Raw genomic sequence first — 21,037 nt, 5'->3', positions numbered from 1 at the left:
CGGACCTTGTCTCTCGCGAGCGGGGAAAGGCTAGCCGACGCGCCGGAGGCAATAGAAAAGGGCGGCAGCGGATTGGCCGCTGCCGCCCTCGGGTTCCTTGATTTGCGGCCTCAGGTCGGCCGCAGCGCCTTGGAGCCGAGGTCGAGATCGTTGACCTGCTTGTTGCGCTCGGAATCGGCCGCCGCGCGATGGTCGGTCGCCAGCACCACATAGACCGCCGGCAGCACGAACAGCGTGAACAACGTGCCGATCGACATTCCGGCGACGACCACCAGACCGATCGAGAAGCGGCTGGCCGCGCCTGCGCCGGTCGCGGTCAGAAGCGGGATCAGGCCCGTCACCATCGCGGCCGTGGTCATCAGGATCGGCCGCAGACGAATGCGGGCCGACATTTCGATGGCGGAGCGGCGATCGAGCCGCTCGTTGATCTGGAGCTCGTTGGCGAACTCCACCATCAGGATGCCGTGCTTGGTGATCAGGCCCACCAAGGTCAGCAGGCCGACCTGGGTGTAGATGTTCATGGTCGCCACGCCGAAGAACAGCGGGATCAGCGCGCCAACGATCGCCATCGGCACCGAGATCATGATGACCAGCGGATCGCGCAAGCTCTCGAACTGCGCCGCCAGCACCAGGAAGATGATGATCAGCGCAAAGCCGAAGGTGATCGCGAGCTGGTTGCCTTCCTGCACATACTGCCTGCTGTCAGCAAGATAATCATGGCTGAAACCTTGCGGCAGGTTTTTGGCCTCGCTTTCGAGGAAGTCGACCGCAGCACCGACGGTCACGCCGGGCATCGGCACTGCCGAGAAGGTCGCCGAATTGAGCTGATTGTAATGTGTCAGCGAATTCGGCTCGGTCTTGGTCTCGATCGACACCACCGTCGACAGCGGAAGCTGCTGGCCGGTGTTGGTCGTCACATAGTAGCCGGCAAGCGATTCCGGCGAGAGCCGCTGGCCGCGCGGCACCTGCGGGATGACCTGATAGGAACGGCCCTCCAGGTTGAAGCGGTTGATGTAGTTGCCGCCGAGCAGCACCGCGAGCGAGCTGCCGAGGTTCTGCATACTGACGCCGAGATCCTGCGCCTTGGTGCGGTTGATCGTCACCTTCACGTTCGGCTGGTTGTAGGCAAGGTCGCTGTCTGAGACGATGAACATTCCGCTCTTGCGGGCAGCAGCCTTCAGCTTCTCCATCTGCTCATAGACAGTCTGGAAGCTGGCGGTGGAGTTGATCACCATTTGCACCGGGAGGCCGCCCGGGCCGCCCGGCAGCGGCGGCAGGTTGAACGCGAACGCCTGCACGCCCTCGATCTTGGAAAGCTCGGCCTGCACCAGCGACTTCAGCTGGATCGACGAGCGCTTGCGCTCCTCCCAAGGCTTGAGCAGCATGCCGGCGATACCGCCCTGCGGGCCGTTGATGCCGTTCAGCACGAAGCGCAGATCGGTCTCGGGGAATTTCTGGAATTCCTTGTCGAGCTTCTCGCCGTAAAAGTCGACATAGTCGATGTTGGCGTATTTCGGCGCCTTGGTCACCGCGAACACGATGCCCTGGTCTTCCTCGGGCGCCAGCTCCTTCGAGGTGTGCATGTAGAGGAAGCCGACGAGCCCGAGGATGGTCACCGCAAACAGGCCGGTGATGGCCTTGTAGTCGAGCGAGCGGTCGAGCCTGCGCCCGTACCACCGCGTCAGCGCGCCAAACACCTTGTTGACCGCCTTGGCGAAGCGACCCTCTTCGGTGTTCTTCAGCAGCACCGAGCACATCATCGGCGACAGCGTCAGCGCGATCACGCCGGACACGATCACCGAGCCCGCAAGCGTGAAGGCGAATTCACGAAACAGCGAGCCGGTCAGGCCGCCGAGGAAACCGATCGGCGCGTACACGGCCGCGAGCGTGATGGTCATCGAGACGACGGGACCCACGATTTCACGCGCGCCTTCCAGTGAGGCCTGGACCGGCGTTTTCCCTTCCTCCAGATGCCGATGGATGTTTTCCACCACGACGATTGCGTCGTCGACCACGAGGCCGATCGCGAGCACCATCGCGAGCAGGGTCAACAGGTTGAAGCTGAAGCCCAGCGCCAACATCAGCGTGCAGACGCCGATCATCGACAGCGGGATGGTGACGACGGGAATGATGACCGAACGGAACGACGCCAGGAACAGGAAGATCACCACGATCACGATGATCACGGCTTCACCCAGCGTCTTCTCGACCTCGTCGATCGAGGATTGGATGAACTTGGTAGAATCGTACGCGACCTTCATCTTCATCGAGGGCGGCAGATTGCGCTCGAGCTCGGGGAACAGCGCCCGCACGCCCTTGACCAGCGTCAGCGGGTTGCCCTGCGGCGTTGCCTGCACACCGATGAAGATCGCGTGCTCGCCATTGAAGGCGACGCTCGCGTCCGTGCTTTGGGCCGCAAGTTCGACGGTGGCGATGTCCTCCATCCGCACGAAGCCGCCGTCCTTGGCCTTGACGATCATCTTCTTGAACTGGTTGACGTCGGTCAGGCCCGTATTCGTCGATACGTTCGAGACGATGAGATAGCCCTTGGTCTGCCCCGCCGCAGACTGGAAGTTGTTGGCGGTGATCGCGGTCGCGACATCCGCAGGCGACACGTTGCGGCCGGCCATCTTCAGGGGATCAAGCCACAGCCGCATCGCAAACGTCTGGCCACCGAGAATGTCGGCGGAGGCGACGCCGTCGACGGTCGACAGCACCGGTTGCACAACGCGCGTCAGATAGTCTGAGATCGCCGAGCCCGACAGCTCTTCGGACGAAAATCCGAGATACATCACGGCCGTGGTCTGGCCCGTGGTCTTGGTGACGATCGGGTCGTTGGATTCCTTCGGGATCAGATATTTGACCGAGTTCGTCTTGGCCAGAACCTCGGTCAGCGCCTGGTTCGGATCGAAATTCAGCTTGATGTAGACCTGGATCGTCGAGGTGCCGAGCACCGAGGACGAGGTGATGTAGTCGACGCCTTCGGCGGAAGCGACAGCCTGCTCGATCGGCGTGGTGATGAAGCCCTGGATCAGGTCCGCGGACGCACCCGGATAGACGGTCGTGATGTTGATGACCGTATTCGACAGCTTCGGATACTGCCGGATCGGCAGCGTCGTCGCCGCGCGCAGGCCGATCAGCAGGATCAGCAGGCTGACGACGACCGACAGAACCGGGCGTTTGATGAAAATATCAGTAAAGCGCATCGCGGCGATCTCGATTTCTTTGACTTGCAAAGCGCATGACCCGGCCGTGCCGGATCATGCTGCAACGTGTACGATGTCAGTAGCGCGGCGGCTGCGCCGGGATCTGCGGAGCCGGGTCGGTCGAAATCGACACCGCCGCGCCCGATTGCAGCTTGAGTTGGCCGACGGCGACGACCTTGTCGCCCGGCTTCACGCCCTTGACGATTTCGACGCGGCCTTCGACCCGGCTGCCGGTCTGCACGAAAGTGCGCACCGCGCTCAGGCTGGTCTTGCCGTCAGCTTCCTTCTTCTCGGTGATCACGAACACGGAGTCGCCGTACAGCGTGTAGTCGACCGCCGTCTCCGGCACGGTGACCACGGCCGGCTTGTCCGGCAGCACCACCGTAGTGGTGACGAACATGCCGGGCTTCAGGATCTTCTCCGGATTGGAGATGGTCGCCTGCACGCGGATGTTGCGGGTGTCGGCCGAGATCTGCGGCTCGATCGTGGTAATCTTGGCGTCGAAGGTGCGACCCGGATAGGCATCGACCTTCAGCCGAACCGGCTGACCGACCTTGAGATTGCCCGAGTCCTTTTCCGTCACCGTGAAGTTGGCCCACAGCTCCGACAGATCTGTCAGCGAAACGATGGCCGTGCCGGCGGTCAGATACTGGCCCACCTCGACCTTGCGGACGCCGAGATCGCCGGAGAACGGCGCGCGGACCAGCTTCTGCGAGATCAATGCTTCGGTCTTGGCGATACCCGCCAGCGCCTGATCGTACGCGGCCTGCGCGGTGTCGACGGTTGCCTGCGGGCCGAACTGGCGCGACGCGAGTTGCTTGGCGCGGTCCAGCGACAGCTGTGCGACGGTGGACTGCGCCTTGTAATTGGCGAGGTCGCCCTGCTCCGGCGCGTCGAACATCTGCACCAGCGGCGTGCCGGCCTCGACATGCGTGCCCGGCTCGAACTTGATCTCGGTGACGCGGCCGTTGACGTCGGCGCTGACGTCAACCTGGTGCACAGCGGACAGCCCGCCGACGGCCGTCAGCAGGTTCGGCACCACCTCGGACTTCGCCTCGGCGGCGCTGACCGCGACCGGCGGCGGCTTGTTGTTGGCGAAGAACTGCTTGATCATCTGGCCGCGGAAATAATTGAACCAGACGAGGCCACCGACGAGCACGGCCAGAAGCGCGCCGACGATGATGAACCAGAGCACCGGCCGGACCGGACGCTTCGGAGCCTTGTTGTCGATCGGTTCGCCCGAAATCTTGTGTTCGGTGACGATGTTCATGTCATGCACTCTCTGCAATCGCCGTCTTGTCCGCACACGCGGCCTGATCGCGGCCTAAATGCGAAGCAATTGCGGCGTCGTTAAGTCCGATACCCCTCAGGAGAAACTCACAGAGCTGCCGCTCGAGGTCGTTCGCCTTGCCGTAAGCGAGACACGGCGTGGCCGGCAGCCTAGTCAGCGCAGCGGTCATCACGGTGTGATGCGCAAACCAGAACAGGTTGAGCGGTTCGCCGTTGTATGGCCGCGCGTCCCCCGCGGCAACCGCACGCTTGAGCGAGGCAACGAAGGCCGCCCCGATCAGCGTCTCGATCTTGGCATATAGCAAACGCGCGAATTCGCCATCATCCAAATGACTCGTGGTCATCAGTCGCAGGCGCTGGGCCTCTTCCTGGTCGGGCCCGTCGGCGATGTGCATGAAATGTCCGACCATGCCGCGGATCAGCTCGACCAACGTGGCGGTCGACGGCTCCCGTTCGAGGAGCTCCATGAGCGCTGGGTCCGCCTCGCATTCGTCGCTGAGAATTTCGGCGTAAAGCGCGGCCTTGGACGGGAAATGCTTGAACAGCAGCGCTTCGGAAATGGCAGCGGCGGCCGCCACGCTCTTGGTCGTGGTGCCGGTATAGCCGTGTCGGGCAAAGCAACGCTTTGCGGCGCCGAGGATCAATTGACGCCTCAGGTCGCTCGTCATACGCAATGAGCTCATGCTGGTGAGTAAGCACTCACCCACGCAAAAGTCAAGCACTATGCTGCATCGCAACCTGAGTGCGTTGTAATTCCAGTGGAAATTGACCTCGCCCGCACGGTCTCCGTGCAGGACGGGAGCGCCTAGATTGGCCGGAAGCCGAGGTCGCCGCGAATCCGGTTGAGAATGTAAGTCCCGTCCCGGCTCGGCAAAATCCGCTCCAGATTGGCGCTGTCGATCTTCACATTGGCAAAACGCGGCCCGGCCGTGACGTCGTGGACGGCTCTGGCGAACGCCTCGACCTCGGCCATGGTCGTCACAGACCGGCTATCCCCGATGCCGCAGGCCCTGGCGACGCCGACGAGGTCGGCGGCTGCGGCCGTGTGGCTGGCCTGGCCCCCGGTCTCGCCATAGGCCTCGTTATCGAGCACCGCGATCGAGAGATTGGACGGCTTCTGAAGGCCGATGGTGGCAAGGCTGCCCATGCCCATCAACATCTCGCCGTCGCCGGTGATGACCAGCACCGGCAATTTTGGCTGCGCCAGAGCGAGGCCCAACCCGATCATCGCCGCCCCGCCCATGCCGCCCCAGAGGTAGAAATTCCGGGCATGATCGCCGGCCGCGCACATGTCGTTGGTAGAGGCGCCGAGGCCGCCGATCGCAACCACGTCCTTGCGATCCGCGAGAAGCGTGGACACCACCTGACGGCGGTCGAGGAGATTGGCCTTGCTCATTTGGTGAAAACCTTGGCGCCGATCAGGCGCTGCGACAGCAGGACGGCGGTGGGCGTGAGCGCGTTGTAGGCCTGAGCGGCCGCCGCCTCGAGCACGGCCGGCACCTCGGCTGCGTTAGACGCCCGCAGCACCTTGACACCCGAGAGCTCGAACACGCCCTGCGTGGTCGATCCCATCGGCACCTGCCACGGATTGAACTCGCCCCACTCGCCACGCATGGTCACCAGCGTGAGGAAGGGAAAGCGCAGGATCGGGATCAGCGACAGCATGTTGATGCAATTGCCGACCCCGCTCGACTGCATCAACAGCACGCCGCGCTGGCCACCCGTCCAGGCGCCGGCGAGCAGCGCCACGCCCTCCTCCTCCGTCGTCAGCGGAATGCCGCGCATCGTGGACGATGCCAGCACGCGCTGGATCAGCCTCGAATGGCCGGCGTCGGGCACGTAAGGCACCTGCCGAACGTCGAAGCGTTGCAGGGCCGCGAAGATATCGTCTGGCCATGAAGGAGCCGTGTCGGCAGCATCAAAGCGGGCGTGCATTTTCCTGTCCGGTCGGCTTGCAAATCGCAGCTCGACTGTAGACGGTGAACCGAGCCGCCCAAAAGAGCGAATACAGCATATCGGACTCAACCGGCGAGTATGGCGGCATGAACGCAAGTGCGAATGAACTGGCGGCCAGTTTCGATCTGGAGAAGCTGACGCCGGAATTCTACGACAATCCCTACCCGACCTATCGTGCACTGCGGGAGAACGAGCCGGTCAAGCGCCTGCGCAACGGCACCGTGTTCCTGACCCGCTATGACGATCTCGTCACGACCTACAAGAACACAAAATCGTTCAGCTCGGACAAGAAGCGCGAGTTCGCGCCGAAATACGGCGACACCCCGCTCTACGAGCACCACACCACGAGCCTCGTCTTCAACGATCCGCCGGCGCATACGCGCGTGCGGCGGCTGATCATGGGCGCGCTGTCGCCGCGCGCGATCGCGGGGATGGAGCCCGATATCGTCAAGCTGGTCGGCGGACTGCTCGACGCCATCGCCGTCAAAGGCGATTGCGAGCTGATCGAGGACTTCGCCGCCTCGATCCCGATCGAGGTGATCGGCAATTTGCTCGATGTGCCCCATGACGAGCGCGCGCCGCTGCGCGAGTGGTCGCTGGCGATCCTGGGCGCCCTCGAACCGGTGGTGTCGCCTGAAGTCGCTGCGCGCGGCAACAAGGCCGTGACGGATTTTCTCGCCTATCTCGAAACGCTGGTCGCACGCCGACGAGGGAAGCCTGGCAACCCCGAACGCGACGTGCTGACGCGCCTGATACAGGGCGAGGATAACAGCGAACGCCTGACCGAGAAGGAACTGCTGCACAACTGCATCTTCCTGCTCAACGCCGGCCACGAGACCACCACCAATTTGATCGGCAACGGCCTCGTGGCGCTCGACCGGAATCCGGATCAGAAGCGGCGGCTGATCGACCAGCCCGAGCTGATCAAGACTGCGGTCGAAGAGATGCTGCGTTACGAGAGTTCGAACCAGCTCGGCAATCGCATGACCACCGAGCGGGTCGAGCTCGGCGGAATCATGCTCGATGCTGGCACGTCGATCACGCTGTGCATCGGCGCGGCCAACCGCGACCCGGCGCAGTTTCCGGACCCCGAGAGCTTCGACATCGCGCGCACGCCGAACCGGCATCTCGCCTTCGCCACCGGCGCACATCAATGCGCCGGCATGGCGCTGGCGCGGCTGGAAGGCGCCATCGCGGTCTCACGCTTCTTGGCGCGCTTCCCGAACTATGCCGTGAGCGGACAGCCGGTCAGGGGCGGACGGGTGCGGTTCCGCGGCTTTTTGAGCGTGCCCTGCGCGATCGGCTGAGGCGTCGAAACAAAAAAACGCGAAAACAACCCCATGCACAGTAGAAGGTTACCGCCGCGGGATGCGCCGGTGATCCCGCGCAACCAATTGACATCTCAGGCCATCGGCGCCGTTGCGCGCAACAAATTCCGGAAGGCCTAAACCACCGTCTTGTGCCGCGCGATGCAGGTTTGCAGCACCTCGTCCATCGGTTTACTCCACCAGTCGTTGGAGAAGATTTCAATCTCCGAATAGCCGGCAAAGCCCTGTGCTTCGACCGCTTCGCGCACCGATTTGATGTCGATGACGCCGTCGCCCATCATGCCGCGGTCGTTGAGAATGTCCCTGGTCGGAACCAGCCAGTCGCAGACGTGGAAGGCGAGCAGGCGATCCCGGCCGGCGCGCGCGATCTGGCCCATCAGCTCCGGATCCCACCAGATGTGATAGACGTCGAGCGCGACGCCGAGCATGCCGCTGCGATCAGGGTCGAGCCGGTCGCAGATGTCGAGCGCCTGCTTCGTGGTGTTGACGCAGGCGCGGTCCGCCGCATAGGCCGGATGCAGCGGCTCGATCGCCAGCGGCAGCTTGGCCTGTTTGGCGTAATCGAGCATATCGGCGAGCGCTTCCTCGACCTGCGTCCGCGCGCCGGCGATGTCCTTCGACGCCTCGCTGCCCGGCCGCGAATATTGCGGCAGGCCGCCGACGACGAGAACGATGCAGGGGGCTCCCAGCGCCTTGGCTTCGTCGACGCAGCGCCGGTTGTCGTCGCGCACCTCGCTCCGGCGCGACGCGTCCGAGGTGAACATGCCGCCACGGCAATAGCCCGACAGGTCGAGACCGGCGTCGCGCACCGCGCGCGCGGCACGCTCGAGGCCGACGGCTGCGACCTGGTCGCGCCAGGGATCGATGGCGCGGATGCCGTGCCTGGCACAGGCGTCGACGATTTCGACGAGATCACCCTGCTTGCGGATCGTCGCCGTGTTGAGCGACAGCCAGCGATGGTCGGACGAAAAATCGCGCATCAGGATTCGATTCCGTGCGTTGAGAGCACCGCCTTCATCCGCAGCGTCGCCAGCTCCGGATTGGCGAGCAGCCCGGCCTTGTCGGCCAGCCGGAACAGCTCCGCCAGATGCAGCGTCGAGCGCGTGCTCTCCTGCCCGCCGACCATGGTGAAGTGGTCCTGATGGCCGTTGAGATAGGCCATGAACACCACGCCGGTCTTGTAGAACCGCGTCGGCGCCTTGAAGATGTGCCGCGACAGCGACACGGTCGGTCCCAGCACGTCGTGGAAGCCCGCTTCGTCACCAGCAGCCAACCGCGACAAGGCGTAGGACGCCGCCGGCGCGATCGCGTCAAAAATGCCGAGCAGCGCGTGCGAAAAGCCCTGTTCGTCGCCGGCGATCAGCTCCGCATAATTAAAATCGTCGCCGGTGTACATCTTGATGCGCTTGTCGAGACGACGGCGCATGTCGATCTCGCGCTGCTTGTCGAGCAGCGAAACCTTGACACCGTCGACCTTGGCAGCATTGCCGTTGATGATGGCGACCGCAATATCCATCGCCATGTCGAGATCGCTGGTGCCCCAATATCCCGTCAGCGCCGGATCGAACATGTCGCCGAGCCAGTGGATGATCACGGGCTCGCGAACCTGCGAGAGCACGCGGTCATAGACCTTTGCGTAATCGTCGGCGTTACGGCCAAGCTTCGCCAGCGCGCGCGACGCCATCAGGATGATGCGGCCGCCGACCTTCTCGACCGCCGATATCTGCTCCTCATAGGCGCGGATCACGTCGTCGAGATTTTTGGCCTCCTCGACCGGGAGATGGTCCGTGCCCGCTCCGGAAAACACCAGCGCGTTGCGGCGCTTGGCGGCGGACACCGAGCGCGTGATCAGCTCGAGCGAGGTCGGCCAATCCAGCCCCATGCCGCGCTGCGCGGTATCCATGGCTTCCGCAACGCCGAGCCCGAGGTCCCAGACGTGCTCGCGAAAGGCGATGGTCTTGTCCCAGTCGACGGCAGCGGACAGCCACGGGTCGTTGTCGGCGAAGGGATCGACCACGGTATGGACGGCCGAGAACGCGATGCGGTTCAGCGGCCCCTCGAGCTTTGCGGGAAAGGTGCGCGATGCAGCAAGACGATAGGTTTCGATCGAGCGATCGGCCTTCGGCAGCTTGAGCGACAGGGACGACACTGAAGGGACGGGTTTGGGCGGGACGGGCTTGTTCATGATTTCAGACCTCTCCCCGTCATTGCGAGGAGCGAAGCGACGAATCAATCCAGACTCTTGCCGCGGAGGCACTCTGGATTGCTTCGCTTCGCTCGCAATGACGGCTCAATAACATCGACACTTGTCCAATAAACCTCAGACCTTGATCGGGGCGACGTCGATCCAGCGCCGCTCCTTCCAGCTCTTCAGCGCGCATTCGGCGAGCTGCACGCCTTTGACGCCTTCGAGCAGCGTGAACTTGTAGGGCGCATCCTCGTAGACGTGGCGGATGAACATCTCCCACTGCTCCTTAAAGCCGTTGTCGTAGGTGACGTTGTCAGGCAGTTTCTGCCAGTCGCCGTAGAAATCGTGCAGCCGCTTCTCGTCGGGATTCCATACCGGCCGGGGCGTCGCCTGCCGCGCCTGGATCATGCAGTCGGAAAGGCCGGCCACGGCCGAGCCGAGTGTGCCGTCGACCTGGAAGGTGACGAGATCGTCGCGATAGACGCGCGTCACCCAGGACATATTGATGTGGGCGATGGCGCCGCCCTTGAGCTGGAACGTGGCATAGGCGGAGTCGTCCGCGGTCGCCTTGTACTTCTTGCCCTGCTCGTCGAAACGCTCCGGGATGTCGGTGTTGCCGATGCAGCTCACGCTCTCGACCTCGCCGAAGAGATTGTCGAGCACGTAGCGCCAGTGGCAAACCATGTCGAGGATGATGCCGCCGCCGTCCTCGTCGCGATAATTCCATGACGGCCGCTGCGCCTCCTGCCAGCCACCTTCGAACACCCAATAGCCGAACTCGCCGCGCACCGAGAGGATGCGACCGAAGAAGCCGGAGTCGCGCAGGAAGGCAATCTTCTTCAGGCCGGGCAGGAACAGCTTGTCCTGCACCGTGCCGTGCTTGATGCCCTTGGAATTGGCGAGCTTGACGACCTCGAGCGCGGCCTCGAAATTGGTCGCGATCGGCTTCTCGCAATAAACGTGCTTGCCGGCATTGATGGCCTGGGTCAGCAGCCCGGGGCGCGCCTGCGTGGTTGCGGCATCGAAGAACATGGTATCGTTCTTGTCGGCGAGGGCCGCATCGAGATCCGTGGTCCAGCGCGTGATGTTGTAGCGCTTGGCAAGCGCCTCGACCTTCTCGGCGCTGCGGCCGACCAGGATCGGATCGGGCATCACGCGGTCGCCGTTCTTCAAGCGGACGCCGCCCTGCTCACGGATCGCGACGATCGAGCGGATCAGATGCTGGTTGAGTCCCATGCGGCCGGTGACGCCGTTCATGATGAGGCCGAGGCGTTGGGTGGTCATGCCGATTTCTCCCAGAGTGATTTTGGCTGTTCGAGCGGGCGTAGCGCCGACCAGTCCGGATGGACCGACGTCGCAAATCCCGCTTGGTTGAGCGATCCCGTCAGGAGATCGCCGTTGTGAATGGAGAGGCGGATGCCCTGCCGGGCATCGGCGTAGAGATCCGGGTGCGCGGCGGCGAAGGCCCGGGCTTCCGCGGCGGGCGTGTCACCGAAGCCGTCCACGTAATGATGGCCGTTGCGTTCGGCATGGGTGATGCCGATGAAGGCGCCGAGCGCAAGGTCCTGCTGCACGGAAAGGCCGGCCTGGCAGGTCAGGTCCTCGCTGGTCACGAAGAATCTTTCGCCGGCCGCGCTCCATTTCGCTGCGCGCGTCGCGTTGATGATGGACTTGTAAAGCCCTTTGCAGGATTTCGAGGAGATGCCGTGATAGCCGAGCGCCCGCGCCGCAGGAAACGCGTCGTAGGAATCGTCGGCTTCGTCGATGATAAAGCCGCGCGCCGCGAGCGAGCCGAGCGGCGACTGCCTCGTGACATCGCGCGGCATCGGCTGCTCGATATAGAGCAGCCTGGATGCAATCGATGGCAGCGCGGGATCATGGTCAAGCCGGTCGATCAGTGCCTGCAACGCCGCGAGATCGGCATATTGCTCGTTGGCATCGAGCGTCACCTTGTAGTCACGGTCCAGCGCGTCGAGCTCCTTGCCAATGCGCGCCAGCCGCGCTGCATCGCCGACGGGGTCCCCCGACAGCTTCAGCTTGAAGTATCTTGCACCGGAGTTCTCGTGGGGATCTGCAACTCCGCCCGCGCCTTCAACGGTGTCGTCGAGACCGACGGTATGCCTGATGGCAACGCGCGCCAGCGGCTTCCGGCCGGATAGAAACGTCGTGAGATCCGTTTCCTTCAGGTCGGGCGAAAGCCGCGCATCGATGCCGGCGATGTTGCCGGCCATGCCGTCGAAAAAATTGGTCTCGGCCGCACGGAGCAGCGCGTCGAGGATCGCCTTGTCGATTTCCGCAGGGCCGTAGGCCGCGGCAAGCGCCGGAATGTTCTTTTTCGCACAAGTTGCGACCTGGGCACCGATACACGATGCATGCAGATCGAATGCCGTGAGAAATCCGGTTCGCGCAAGATAAAGCCCCCGCGCGATCTCCAGCGAGCGGCGCAAATCATCGACGGTCTGCGCCGGCGACAGTTCCGGCCGCTTGTCGAACCATTTCGGCACCAGCAGCTCGGCGGCGGCACCGACCGCGCTTCCCCTGCCCTCGACCTCGATCTCGACCCGCACGAACAGCTGCGGCGTCGCGTTGATGGTAACAGCGCCGAAGCGGAACGGCCGGGCGAAATGCACGGGTCGCTCGAAGAAGGTGATGTCTCGCAGCTTCAGGCGCGGTGCCATGGTCGTCAGTCCAGTGAACCTTGCGAGAAAAAGTGCTTGCGGATGCGCTGCACGAGTTCGGTGAACACAGGATCCGCCATCACGTCCAGCGAACGGGGCCGCGGCAGCGGCACGTCGTAGATGGCGGCGACCGCGCCGGGCCGCTCGGTCATGACCAGCACGCGGTCGGCGAGGAACACGGCCTCGGGGATCGAATGCGTGATCAGCAGCACCGTCTTCCGGGTCTCGCGCTGGATCCGCATCAGCTCGACATTCATGCGCTCGCGCGTCAACGCGTCGAGCGCGCCGAACGGCTCGTCCATCAGCATGATCCTGGGATCATGCACCAGGGCACGGCAGATCGAGGCGCGCTGCTGCATGCCGCCGGAGAGCTGCCACGGCAGCTTCTTCTCGAAGCCGTCGAGCCCGACGAGCTTCAACAGCGCCTTGGCGCGGTCGAGATATGTCTGCCGCGGCAGCCGCTTCATGTCGATCGGCAGCATCACGTTTGACAGGATGTTCCGCCATGGCAGCAGCAGCGCGTTCTGGAAGACGATGCCGACATTGCCGTGCGGCGCCGTCACCTTCTCGCCCTCGACCAGGATCTCGCCTGTCGTCGGCGGCAGCAATCCCGAGATCAGCTTGAGTAGCGTGGACTTGCCACAGCCGCTTGGACCGACCACGACGAAGAACTCGCCGTCATTGATGTGAAAATCCAGCGGCCGCAGCGACGGCACATCGCCGTCGCGCGTCCGATAGGTCTTCGACACGCCTGACAGCTTGATGCCCGACGCATCGCCGGCAGCCCGGTCGCTCACCAGTCTCAGATGCGCGGCCGGTTGCAGGGTTTCGCTCATGGTTGTCGCAGGTTTCACGAGCCGCTCTTCGGCAGATAGTCGTTGGTATAGAACGCCTTCGGGTTCTCCTTGGCCTTGGCATCGAGCCCGCCATATTCGACCATCAGGTTGACCGAGTCCGTCATGTTCTGGTCGGTGACCTGGAACGGCCGCTTGCTCTTGGTCTCGGGCGTCCGGTAGAGCGGAATGGTCAGCTCAAATCCTTGCGTCAGCGTGTCGATCTTGCCGCCCTTGGGGTTGGCATCGAGGATCGACTGCGCCGCGGCCTTCGGCTCCTTCTCAGCGGCCTCGACCGCCTTGGTCGTGGCCGACATGAAGCGGCGGACGAGATCGGCATTGGCCTTCACATAATCAGTGTTGGCGATGATGCCGGAGGAGACCATGTTGATGCCGTAGTCGGCGAACTTGATCGGATAGACGTCCTTGCCGGTGGCGTCCTTGATCTTCATCGACTGGTCCATGACGTAGCCGAGCAAGAGATCAGCCTGGCCGTTGATGACCGCGTTGAGCTTGGTCTGGCCATCGCCCGCCACCGTCTGGAAGTCGCTTTCCTTCAGGCCGGTCTTCTTCAGGAACAGCGGCCAGATCTGGGTCATGGAATCGGCCGGCGTGATCGCGACCGTCTTACCCTTGATGTCCTCGGGCTTCCTGATGTTCTTGTCGACGAAACCCATGGCAGACATCGGGCTGGTCTGGAGCAGCACGCCAGTCGCAACCACTGGCGCGCCCTTGATCGCGGCGCGCATCATGGTGGGCACGTCGACATAGCCGAAATCGGCGGTCTTGGCGGCCACCGCCTGCGTGGTCGCCGCCGAGCCGCGGCCTTCCTGGATCTCGAGGTCGATGCCTTCGGCTGCGTAAATGCCCTTGGCCTTGCCGTAATAGAACGGCGCGTGCTCGCCATAGACATACCAATTCAGCATCAGCACGACCTTGTCGGCTGCTTGCGCAGGCATGGCCGCGAACACCATCAGCGCCGCCGAGACAGCTCCTATCCACCGCTTCATCGTCACTCTCCCTTGTCGTTGTTGCGTCGGCCGTTGGCGGCCGTTCGTTGCTTTGGTTGCTGTTAAGAGGCGAAAATCACGTCCTCGCGCTGGCTGACATGCCAGGGAATGACCAGCTTCTCGATCCGGTCCACGATCCAGAACAGGATGACGCCGAGCAGCGCGAGGATCACGAGCGCTGCGAACATCGTCGGCAGGTCGAAGGTGCCGATCGAGCGCTGCATCACATAGCCGATGCCGGAATTGGAGCCGACGAACTCGCCGACGACGGCGCCGACCACGGCGAGCGTCACCGACACTTTGAGGCCGGAGAAGATCGCGGGCAGCGCATGCGGCAGGTTCACCGCGCAAAACACCTGGAAGCGGCTGCCCTGCATGGCGCGGGCGAGATCGACCATATCGGGATCCACGGACTTGAAGCCCTGCACCGCGGAGACCACCACCGGAAAGAAGCCGAGCAGGAACGCCGAGATTACTTTCGGAATGATGCCGAAGCCGAACCAGACCACGAACAGCGGCGCGATCGCGATCTTCGGCACGGATTGCGAGAACACCAGCAGCGGATAGACGTAGCTCTCCACGGTCTTGGAGCCCGCGATCAGCATCGCGATGGGGATACCGAACAGCGCCGAGAGCGCGAAGCCGCAGACGGTCGCATAAGTCGTCGGCCATGACTGGCGCAGCAGTTCCGGCCAGTCGGTGCGCAGCACCGCAATGACATCGCCCGGCGACGGAATCTGGTAGGCGGGAATCCTAAACAGCCGGATCGCGAGATCCCAGGCCACGACGATGAACACCAGGAACAAAAACGGCCGGATCCAGGCCGCATTCAGCATCTTGGACACCGCACTCTGCGGCTTCAGCTCAGCCACGTCTCACTCCCGGTCGTCTTGTTCGTTGGGCGAGAAATTAACCCGTTGGGTAAATACTGTCCAGCGGTTTTCCTGCGACGTTTTGGGCGCGGGTTCCGGAAGGTTTGGGCGGGGGGATCGCGGCGGAACGTGCCGTCCCTCCAAACATTCGGTGTCGTCCTGGCGAAGGCCAGGACCCATAACCACAGGGTGAAGTTTGGCGAAGGCTGATCGTTCGGGATTGGCACCACGCGCGATCGATGGATCACGCGGTATGGGTCCTGGCCTTCGCCAGGACGACGTTGGGGGAGCAGTCCGACCCCACAATTTCCATTATCGCAAGCAGCGATACGACGAAGTCGCGCTACACCGTCTGCGCCACCGCGGCGCGCGACTTCGGCGCCTTTGTCATGGCTAACAGTGCAGCCGACTGCCCCGTCAGCGCCGCCAGCACGAGGCCGACCATGTGATCCAGCCGCTCGTCCTTGGCGTCCTTGGCCAGCAAATCGCGACCGAAGATCACGCTGAGCGTCGCCGAGTTCGACAGATAGAAGAAGCAGAGTCCCGCGATCGAGATGTAGAGCTGGACAGGATCGACCGCGACCTTGAAGTCGCCGCCGGACACACCGCGCCGCACCACGGTGCCGATCATCTCGACGAAGGGCGAGTGCATCGACTTGACCTTGGTCGAGCGCTTCAGGTGCTTTGCGCGCGCAAGGTTTTCGGTCTGGAGCAACGACAGGAATTCGGGATTGCGCAGGAAGTAATTCCAGGTGAACTCGATCAGGCGGCGGATCGCCTCAGGCGGATCGAGATGTTCGAGATCGAGCCCGCGCTCCTCGCTGCGGATCTTGTCATAGGCACCTTCGAGCACCGCGAGATAGAGCTCGTCCTTGTTGCCGACGTGATAATAGAGCATCCGCTTGTTGGCGCCGGCGTTGGCCGCGATGCGGTCGACGCGCGCACCGGCAAGCCCGTGCGCCGAGAATTCCTGCTTGGCGGCTTCGAGAATGCGCAACCGCATCCCCTCGGGATCGCGCTGCCATTTCAGAGTTCGCTTTGCCGCTGCTTTCGCCAAACCGGGTGCTCGCTGGGTGGTCTTAGGACGGATGTAACACGCGCTCGCCGTCATTGCGAGGAGACCTTGCGACGAAGCAATCCAGACTGTCTCCGTGGAGGGATTCTGGATTGCTTCGCTGCGCTCGCAATGACGAGAAAAAGGCTTAGCCTACTCCACCGGCTTCGGCGAGCGCTCCAGCAGGACCGTCTGGATGCCGCAGGTGCCGGTCCGCACCGTCATCACCCGCGTGCCCGGCTTGCGGCCGTTGCGCACGTCGCTGACGTCGAGGCCGGCGGCGATCAGGCGGGCGCGCGTGGCGTCGATGTCGGCCACCCGCCAGCTCAGGCCCCAGAGGCGGTCATGCAGGGAATCGCCACCCGCGACGGGGCGGCGCACCAGCTCGACGACGAGATCGCCGCAGCGGAAGAACATCAGCTGGCCCCAATCCTGGTGCGAGCGGTCGAGCGCCAGATCGAGCCCGAGCCGCGCGCCATAGAGCGCGGCGGCGCGATCGGAATCCTCCGTGGTGATCACGACGTGGTCGAGCGCATCGATCGGCCCGATATCAGTCGTCTTCGAAAGCGGGCGCTCATCAGCCAGTTCGAGGAAGAACATGCGCACGCCGCGCGTGAGCTCCGTGGCGGCGCGCGTCCGCTTCCAGTGCAGGACCGCGCCGCTCTCCGCGTCGCTGCTTTCGACCTCGGCAACCGGATCCGGCATGAGTGCCACCCGCTCCAGCCGCCGGTGCGTTTTGCTCATGTCCGCGACACGAAAGCACAGGCTGGCGAGCACGCCTTCCTGGTCGCCAAGCAGCGCGCGCATGCGGTCGGCGGTCACGCTGAAGCCGTTCGGCGCCATCAATTCGATCGTCATGTTCGCCAGAGTGAACAGCACCCGGTCGGCGCCCTCGCCCGAATTCTGCCAGGCCGGCGCGCGCCCGAGCAGCGTCTGATAGGCCGCCCTGGCCGCACCGATATCCCTGACCAGTGCGACGACGTGATCGAGGCCGGTGATCATGCTTCCCCCTGTTGAGCGGCCCGGAACCATGGACCGAGAGACGGCGTTTGTCCGGGCTTGGCATTGCCCGGTGATGGTCGTATTCCGGCCGCATGCCGACCTCAAGCACTCCGAGCGCCGGTTTTGCGAATAATTTCAGCGGTCCCGCGGCGGAACCGGTGTTACAGTAAGCACGCCGGCCGGGACCACAAAGCGCATCACGGACAAGCAATGCAGGCTCTCTTCATCGGACAGACCTATATCGACGTCGTCTTCATCACCGACCACATGCCGACCGGCGACGAGAAGCACGTGGCCTCCGACTACGCGGTTTCCTTCGGCGGCAATGCGGTGACAGCGGCGTTCTGCTGCGCCAAGCTCGGCATCGTGCCCGATCTGATCGCCACCGCGGCCAATGACTGGCTCGGCCGCATGTTCATGGACATGTGCGCGAAATATGCGATCTCGCTGCATGGGCGGAAGGTCAACCAGTCCTCGCTGTCCTTCATCATGCCAAAGGACGGCAAGCGCGCCATCGTCCGCTGCCGCGACGACGACCACATCCATCCGTTCCCGATGCTCAATCTCGGCGGCTGCCGCGCGCTGCACGTCGACGGCCATCAGCCGGATGCCGCGATCCACTACGCAAAGGTCTGCCGCGAGGCCGGCATCTTGACCTCGCTCGACGGTGGCGGCCTGCGCACCAACACGCATGAGCTATTGGAATTCATCGACGTCGCGATCGTCGCCGAGCGCCTGTGCGAGCAGATGGATCTGACGCCGGAGAAGATGCTGGATTACCTCAAGAGCCGCGGCTGCAAGATCGGCGGCATCACCATGGGCGAGAAGGGCCTGCTCTGGTACGACGAGACCGGAACGGTGCAGGTGATGCCGGCGATGCCGATCCCGCGCGAGCGCGTGATCGACACCAACGGCGCCGGCGACGTCTTCCACGGCGCCTATGTCTATTCTTATCTCGCCCATCCCGGCAAAAGTTGGCGCGAGCATTTTGATTTTGCCCGGGCAGCCTCGACCTTCAAGATCCAACGTCTTGGCAACGAAGCCGGCCTGCCGACGCTTGTCGACATCGCCAAGGTCAGGCACGAGTTCGAGGTCAGGGTCTAGCGTTCGCCGAGGTTTCTCATCTGAGGTTTCTTATGGGGCGCGTCTTCGTCGCCGGCAGCATCAATATGGATGTGGTGGCGACAGCCGATCGCCATCCGAAGATCGGCGAGACCGTCGCCGGCAAGCAGGTGCTGTATTTTCCGGGTGGCAAGGGCGCCAACCAGGCGGTGGCGGCATCACGGCTTGGCGCGCGGACCACGTTGATCGGCCGGCTGGGCAAGGATTCGTTCGGCGGTGAGCTGAGGACGTTCCTCGGCGCGCAAGGCATCGATCTCGACTACCTCCAGGAGGCGGCCGAGGCGCACACCGGCACCGCCATCATCACGGTGGCGGAGGCCGACAACACCATCGTCGTCATTCCCGGCAGCAATGCGCTCGTCGGCATCGATGACGTCGCGGCCGTCCCACTGGCAAAGGGCGATGTCGCGGTCAGCCAGTTCGAGATCCCGCTGCCGACGATCGCCGCGTTCTTCCGGCGGGCTCGCGAGGCCGGAGCTACGACGCTGCTCAATCCGGCGCCGGCGCAAACCATGTCGGGCGAATTGCTCGCGCTGGTCGACATCCTCGTGCTGAACGAGACCGAGCTCGGTCTCCTCGCCGCCGTGAGGTTGTCCGACGGTGACGAGGCTGCGCGGATCATCGACGTCGCGCGAAAACTTCAGGCGCGCGAGGACCAGACCATCTGTGTGACCCTCGGCAAGCGCGGCGTGCTGGCGCTCGCGGGACGCGAGGAGATTTCGGTGCAAGGCCGCGTGGTGAAGGCGCTCGACACCACAGGCGCGGGCGATTGTTTTGTGGGAGCGCTCGCGGCGCAACTCGCCGACGGCGTCGATTTGGGCCCGGCACTCGCCTTCGCCAATGCCGCCGCCTCGATCTCCGTGCAACGCATGGGCGCGGGGCCGTCGATGCCGACGGCCGGGGAAGTCGCCGCGGTCCTAGACGCAGGCTGATATCTTTCTTACCTCGCCCCGCTTGCGGGGAGAGGTCGGATTGCGAAGCAATCCGGGTGAGGGGGTACAGGTTTCACGCTCATCTCATCTGCGGAGAGAGCCCCTCACCCCAACCCTCTCCCCGTAAGAACGGGGAGAGGGAGAGAGCTCACGCCAGCGCGCCTTTCAGGTCAAAACTTTCGTCGGCGGCCTGCTCCGGCGTGATCGAGCGATCCAGGCCGAACAGGCGGCGGCCGAACATGTGGTCGCCGGCGCGGTTGATCGATTCGATGCCGAGCAGATTGTCGCCCTTGTAGCAGAACGCCGAGAACGCCTTCCTGGCGGGATCGCCGCGCAGCACGACGCGGTCGTAGCCGGTGGTGAGGCCCGCGATCTGGAGCTTGTCCTCGCCCTGGTCGCTCCAGAACCAGGGATGGCTGTCATAGGCCTTGCGGTCGCCGGTCAGCCGTGCCGCGAGGCAGCGCGCGTGGTCGGTGGCGTTCTGCACCGATTCCAGCCGCTGCGATCCGCCGAAGCGCGGGCTTTTGAACAGCGCGCAATCGCCGATCGCCGAGATATCGGGATCGGCGGTCAAGAGATATTCGTCGACGATGATACCGGCCGCGACCGGCAGCCCCGCCTCCGCCGCGAGCTCGATATTCGGCAGCACGCCAACGCCAACCACGACGAGGTCGGCCGGCAGGTGCCTTCCGTCGCTCAAGGAGACGCCGGTGACCTTGCCGCCCTCAGCCTCGATGGACGTTGCCTGCACGCCGAGGTGAATGCGGATGCCGGCCTCGCGATGCCGCGCCTGAAAATACTCCGAGACCTCCGCCGTCACCGCGCGCGCCATCACGCGCGGGGCGAGTTCGAGCACGTCGACCTCGAGGCCCTTGATGCGCGCAGTGGACGCGAATTCGAGGCCGATGAAGCCGGCCCCGATCACCACGACCCGCGTCTTCGACGGGATGATGTTTCGCAGCGCCTCGCTCTCGTCGAGGATGCGCAAATATTTCACGTCGGGGAGGTTCGCATTGGGCAGATCGAGCAGCCGGTTGCGCGCGCCGGTCGCCAGCACGAGGTGGCCATAGGGCAGCGTCCTGCCCGAGGCGAGCAGCACTTTGCGCCCCTCGCGGTCGATCGACACGGCGCGGCCCGCGACGAGCTCGATGGTCTGGTCCTGGTAGAATTTCTCCGGCCGGAACATCAGGCTCTCCGGCCCGGCCGCGCCCTTGATATAGGCCTTGGACAGCGGCGGCCGCTGATAGGGCAGATGCGCCTCGTCATTGACCAGGCAAATGGGCGCGGAAAATCCCGCCTGACGCAGCGATGCCGCGACCTGGTAGCCGCCATGCCCGGCACCGACAATAACCACTGGACCATCCGTCATTGGACAGCCCATTTCCGCAAGACACGAGCGTCACCCATGTCGTCTCCTCTCTCTGATTTTGGCTTGCTAGCCTAGGAGGAGCCGGCGCTCGTGTCCGTCCCTAAACGAAGGCCTGCCCATTTGAGCCTATCGTTCCGGCTTGCGCAAGAGCAGCAGGCGGGGATTGTCACCCCTCGCCTTCTGCGATTTAGTTCGTG

Annotated in this window: 18 protein-coding genes; 3 read left to right on the top strand and 15 right to left on the bottom strand. The window is 63.9% G+C overall.

The features are described 5' to 3' along the window. Positions 1-110: 110 nt before the first annotated feature. The 5 genes from AC0L3U_RS08490 to AC0L3U_RS08470 all read right to left on the bottom strand — a co-directional run bounded on the left by AC0L3U_RS08490 (position 111) and on the right by AC0L3U_RS08470 (position 6,431). Positions 111-3,206, bottom strand: a complete 3,096-nt coding sequence (locus AC0L3U_RS08490) for a MexW/MexI family multidrug efflux RND transporter permease subunit (RefSeq protein ID WP_473361599.1) — start codon at positions 3,204-3,206, stop codon at positions 111-113. 76 nt (positions 3,207-3,282) lie between these two features. Next, the gene (locus tag AC0L3U_RS08485; RefSeq protein WP_473288928.1) at positions 3,283-4,476 is read right to left on the bottom strand and encodes an efflux RND transporter periplasmic adaptor subunit; all 1,194 of its coding nucleotides are present in this window, start codon (positions 4,474-4,476) and stop codon (positions 3,283-3,285) included. A gap of 1 nt (position 4,477) precedes the next feature. Beyond that, complete coding sequence (locus AC0L3U_RS08480; RefSeq protein WP_456765337.1) at positions 4,478-5,179, bottom strand: TetR/AcrR family transcriptional regulator; 702 nt, start codon at positions 5,177-5,179, stop codon at positions 4,478-4,480. Between the two features lie 122 nt (positions 5,180-5,301). Then, positions 5,302-5,892 carry a thiamine pyrophosphate-dependent enzyme gene (locus AC0L3U_RS08475; RefSeq protein ID WP_473361399.1) on the bottom strand — a complete coding sequence of 197 codons (591 nt, stop codon included), beginning with the start codon at positions 5,890-5,892 and terminating at the stop codon, positions 5,302-5,304. Continuing rightward, entirely contained in the window at positions 5,889-6,431 is a 543-nt protein-coding gene (locus AC0L3U_RS08470; protein ID WP_473361398.1) for a phosphonopyruvate decarboxylase, read from the bottom strand. The genes AC0L3U_RS08475 and AC0L3U_RS08470 overlap by 4 nt, the downstream gene beginning before the upstream one ends. Before the next feature lie 107 nt (positions 6,432-6,538). Here AC0L3U_RS08470 and AC0L3U_RS08465 point away from each other — a divergent pair, with 107 nt between their 5' ends. Continuing rightward, complete coding sequence (locus AC0L3U_RS08465; RefSeq protein ID WP_473361397.1) at positions 6,539-7,759, top strand: cytochrome P450; 1,221 nt, start codon at positions 6,539-6,541, stop codon at positions 7,757-7,759. Between the two features lie 137 nt (positions 7,760-7,896). Here the strand turns inward: AC0L3U_RS08465 and AC0L3U_RS08460 are convergent, their stop codons facing one another. The 9 genes from AC0L3U_RS08460 to AC0L3U_RS08420 form a co-directional block, all read right to left on the bottom strand. After that, entirely contained in the window at positions 7,897-8,760 is an 864-nt protein-coding gene (locus AC0L3U_RS08460) for a sugar phosphate isomerase/epimerase family protein (protein ID WP_473361396.1), read from the bottom strand. After that, positions 8,760-9,965: a dihydrodipicolinate synthase family protein gene (locus tag AC0L3U_RS08455; RefSeq protein ID WP_473361395.1), complete on the bottom strand. Its 1,206-nt coding sequence runs from the start codon at positions 9,963-9,965 to the stop codon at positions 8,760-8,762. Before AC0L3U_RS08455 ends, AC0L3U_RS08460 begins: the two co-directional genes overlap by 1 nt. 135 nt (positions 9,966-10,100) lie before the next feature. After that, entirely contained in the window at positions 10,101-11,252 is a 1,152-nt protein-coding gene (locus tag AC0L3U_RS08450) for a Gfo/Idh/MocA family protein (protein ID WP_473361394.1), read from the bottom strand. After that, the gene (locus AC0L3U_RS08445; RefSeq protein ID WP_473361393.1) at positions 11,249-12,646 is read right to left on the bottom strand and encodes an enolase-like domain-containing protein; all 1,398 of its coding nucleotides are present in this window, start codon (positions 12,644-12,646) and stop codon (positions 11,249-11,251) included. The genes AC0L3U_RS08450 and AC0L3U_RS08445 overlap by 4 nt, the downstream gene beginning before the upstream one ends. Before the next feature lie 5 nt (positions 12,647-12,651). Further along, entirely contained in the window at positions 12,652-13,482 is an 831-nt protein-coding gene (locus AC0L3U_RS08440) for an ABC transporter ATP-binding protein (RefSeq protein ID WP_473361598.1), read from the bottom strand. A 14-nt stretch (positions 13,483-13,496) separates the two neighbouring features. Next, on the bottom strand, positions 13,497-14,489 hold the full coding sequence (locus AC0L3U_RS08435) for an ABC transporter substrate-binding protein (protein WP_026233291.1): 993 nt from the start codon (positions 14,487-14,489) through the stop codon (positions 13,497-13,499). A 62-nt stretch (positions 14,490-14,551) separates the two neighbouring features. Next, a complete protein-coding gene (locus tag AC0L3U_RS08430) occupies positions 14,552-15,361 on the bottom strand; it encodes an ABC transporter permease (RefSeq protein WP_473279483.1) in 810 nt (269 codons plus the stop codon). Between the two features lie 343 nt (positions 15,362-15,704). Continuing rightward, complete coding sequence (locus AC0L3U_RS08425) at positions 15,705-16,364, bottom strand: TetR family transcriptional regulator (RefSeq protein ID WP_473361597.1); 660 nt, start codon at positions 16,362-16,364, stop codon at positions 15,705-15,707. A gap of 204 nt (positions 16,365-16,568) precedes the next feature. After that, entirely contained in the window at positions 16,569-17,417 is an 849-nt protein-coding gene (locus tag AC0L3U_RS08420; RefSeq protein ID WP_473361392.1) for a VOC family protein, read from the bottom strand. A gap of 210 nt (positions 17,418-17,627) precedes the next feature. On the opposite strand from AC0L3U_RS08420, the gene AC0L3U_RS08415 reads away from it, so the two are divergent. Further along, entirely contained in the window at positions 17,628-18,521 is an 894-nt protein-coding gene (locus AC0L3U_RS08415; RefSeq protein ID WP_007593904.1) for a sugar kinase, read from the top strand. A gap of 32 nt (positions 18,522-18,553) precedes the next feature. After that, entirely contained in the window at positions 18,554-19,471 is a 918-nt protein-coding gene (locus AC0L3U_RS08410) for a ribokinase (protein ID WP_473361391.1), read from the top strand. Positions 19,472-19,619: 148 nt separating this feature from the next. Here AC0L3U_RS08410 and AC0L3U_RS08405 read toward each other — a convergent pair whose 3' ends face one another. Further along, entirely contained in the window at positions 19,620-20,840 is a 1,221-nt protein-coding gene (locus AC0L3U_RS08405) for an NAD(P)/FAD-dependent oxidoreductase (RefSeq protein WP_473361390.1), read from the bottom strand. Positions 20,841-21,037: the final 197 nt, after the last annotated feature.

The organism is Bradyrhizobium sp. Kon69, assembly GCF_055807515.1.
Note: the sequence above shows the minus strand (reverse complement) of the source record. Positions and strands in the feature narration are given on the sequence as shown.